Source organism: Methylophaga sp. UBA1464 (assembly GCF_002325665.1).
Taxonomy (GTDB): domain Bacteria; phylum Pseudomonadota; class Gammaproteobacteria; order Nitrosococcales; family Methylophagaceae; genus Methylophaga.
In genome coordinates this window covers 5,555-8,788 of sequence record NZ_DCSO01000026.1, presented here as the reverse complement: position 1 = coordinate 8,788, position 3,234 = coordinate 5,555, and the positions used below count along the sequence as shown (strand labels likewise).

The 3,234-nt window shown below is 49.3% G+C and carries 2 protein-coding genes; both read left to right on the top strand.

What is annotated here, in order from left to right:
- The first annotated feature begins 7 nt into the window (after window positions 1-7).
- On the top strand, window positions 8-2,884 hold the full coding sequence (locus tag B3O33_RS02610) for a formate dehydrogenase subunit alpha (protein WP_292362138.1): 2,877 nt from the start codon (window positions 8-10) through the stop codon (window positions 2,882-2,884).
- A 16-nt stretch (window positions 2,885-2,900) separates the two neighbouring features.
- On the top strand, window positions 2,901-3,234 hold a 334-nt coding region (locus tag B3O33_RS02605; protein WP_292362870.1), incomplete at its 3' end, for a 4Fe-4S binding protein.

Sequence of the window (3,234 nt, the reverse complement as noted above, 5' to 3'; positions counted from 1 at the left end):
TGACGCTATGAAACTGACTAAACGTGATCCGGCAGCTATTCGCAGTGATAAATCAGGCGTTAACCGTCGTACATTCCTGAAAGGTTCAGGTATTGCTGCGGGTGGCGCAGCCTTTATGAGTCTGTTGCCTACCGCAATGATTCAAAAAGCAGACGCGGCTGAAGGCCGCCAGCCGGCTTATGATGAAGGCGAAATCACCAGGGTACGCAGTGTCTGTAGTCATTGCAGCGTAGGTTGCGGTGTCACTGCAGAAGTGCAAAACGGTGTGTGGATCGGTCAGGAACCAAGTTTTGATCATCCTTTCAATCTGGGGTCGCATTGTGCCAAAGGGGCATCGGTCCGCGAACATGGTCACGGTGACAAACGTCTTAAATATCCGATGAAAAAAGTCGATGGCAAATGGCAACGATTGTCATGGGATCAAGCGATCGAAGAAATCGGCACACATATGCTGAACATACGAGAAACTTCAGGACCGGATTCGGTTTACTGGCTGGGCTCTGCAAAATTCAGCAATGAGCAGGCTTACCTGTTCCGCAAATTTGCCGCATTCTGGGGCACCAATAACGTCGATCACCAAGCACGGATATGTCATTCCACCACTGTTGCCGGGGTAGCCAATACCTGGGGCTATGGTGCAATGACCAACTCTTATAATGACATTCATAATTCAAAAGCAATTTTCATCATTGGTGCCAATCCGGCCGAAGCTCATCCGGTTTCGTTACAACATATTTTCCGTGGTAAAGAACGTGGTGCACCGATCATTGTAGTCGACCCGCGCTTCAGTCGTACCGCCGCCCATGCGGATCAGTTTATTCGTATCCGCAGTGGTTCTGATATCCCGTTTGTCTGGGGTATGTTGTGGCACATTTTTGAAAATCGCTGGGAAGATAAAAGCTTTATCGATCAGCGTGTTTATGGAATGGAAGAGATCCGTAAGGAAGTGGCGAACTGGCCACCGGCGGAAGTCGAAAGAGTCAGTGGCGCCAAGGAAGCGGATGTTTATCAGGCCGCCAAAACCATGGCCGAACACCGTCCCGGTACGGTTATCTGGTGTATGGGCATTACCCAGCATACCGTGGGTAACAGTAATACCCGCGCATTATGCATTCTGCAGTTAGCGCTGGGTAATATGGGGGTTTCCGGTGGTGGAACCAATATCTTCCGTGGCCATGACAACGTTCAGGGAGCCACCGACTTCGGTGTGGTTTCTAACAGTCTGCCGGGTTATTACGGTCTGGCTGAAGGTGCCTGGGAGCATTGGGCCCGGGTATGGAATGTCGAGCTGGACTGGCTGAAACAGAAATTCGATCAAACCAAATACGAAGAAGTTGAAGGCACTGCGGTGTCACCGATGTATACCAACGGCATTACGGTTTCCCGCTGGATTGATGGTGTCTTGGAAAATAAAGATAACATCGACCAGAATGATGCCATCAAAGCGATGGTGCTTTGGGGGCATGCGCCAAACAGCCAGACTCGTGGCCCGGAAATGAAAGAAGCCATGGAAAAGCTGGATTTACTGGTGGTGGTGGATCCTTATCCAACGGTTTCTGCCGTTATGAATGATCGCCAAGACGGGGTGTATTTATTACCCGCTTCAACCCAGTTTGAAACCTATGGTTCACTGACTTCATCAAATCGTTCAGTGCAATGGCGTTTCCAAATCATCAAGCCATTATTTGAATCATTGCCTGATCACACCATCATGTACAAATTCGCCAAAAAATTCGGCTTTGAACAGGAACTGTGCAATCAGATCGAAGTGAATGGTGAAGAGCCATTGATTGAAGATATCACGCGCGAATACAACAGAGGCATGTGGGCAGTTGGTTACACTGGTCAGTCGCCAGAACGTCTCAAATTGCAATCTGAAAACCTGCATACCTTCAATACCACCACATTGAAAGCCGAGGGCGGCCCATGCGATGGTGAAATTTACGGTTTGCCCTGGCCTTGCTGGGGACCACCGGAAATGAAACATCCGGGCAGTCATATTCTGTATGACAACTCTACACCGGTAGCTGAAGGCGGTGGTCCATTCCGTGCCCGCTTTGGTGTGGAACGTGATGGCGTCAACCTGTTATCTGAAGAAGGCTCCAGTACAGTGGGGGCTGAACTCACGGATGGTTATCCTGAATTTACCGATACCATGCTCAAGGAGCTGGGCTGGTGGGATGATCTGACCGCTGAGGAAAAAGCCGAGGCCGAAGGTAAAAACTGGAAAACCGATTTATCGGGTGGTATCCAACGTGTCGCCATCAAACATGGTTGTGCGCCTTATGGTAATGCCAAAGCGCGGGCAGTAGTCTGGCAGTTCCCGGATCCAGTACCAATTCACCGTGAACCGCTGTATACAACCCGTCGTGATCTGGTGGAAAAATATCCTACCTATGAAGATCGCCGCAGCTTTTATCGTCTGCCGACGCGTTATGGTTCAATTCAGGCGAAAGATTTCAGTAAAGACTTCCCATTAATCATGACCAGTGGCCGACTGGTGGAATACGAGGGTGGTGGTGAAGAAACCCGTTCTAATCCATGGCTGGCTGAGTTACAGCAGGATATGTTTATCGAAATTAATCCGGCTGATGCCAACAATGCAGGCATTAAAGATGGTCAGCAGGTATGGGTGGATGGTCCTGAAGGGGGAACCATCAAAGTAATGGCAATGGTGACCCAGCGTGTTGAGCGTGGCGTAGTGTTTATGCCGTTCCACTTTGGCGGCCACTATCAGGGTAAGGATTTGATTGATAATTACCCTGAAGGCACTGTGCCACATGTTCGAGGTGAATCGTGTAACACCGTATTCACTTATGGTTATGACTCCGTAACGGCGATGCAGGAAACGAAAGTTTCTCTCTGTCGTATCCGTGCTGCCTAATTAAGGGGATTGCTAAATGGCTCGAATGAAGTTTTTGTGTGATGCCGAGCGTTGTATTGAATGCAATGCCTGTGTCACTGCCTGTAAAAATGAACATGAAGTACCCTGGGGTATTAACCGTCGCCGCGTCGTCACTATCGATGATGGGATTCCAGGTGAAAAATCTATCTCAGTTGCCTGCATGCATTGCAGCGATGCGCCATGCCAAGCGGTATGCCCGGTAGATTGCTTCTACACCACAGATGATGGTGTGGTATTGCATGACAAAGATATTTGCATTGGTTGTGGTTATTGCTTTTATGCCTGCCCATTTGGCGCGCCGCAATATCCACAAGAAGGTGCTTTTGGTG

What these genes read in the sequence shown, in the direction of transcription:
- B3O33_RS02610 (WP_292362138.1), top strand. Translation starts at nt 8, where the DNA reads ATGAAACTGACTAAACGTGATCCGGCAGCTATTCGCAGTGATAAATCA.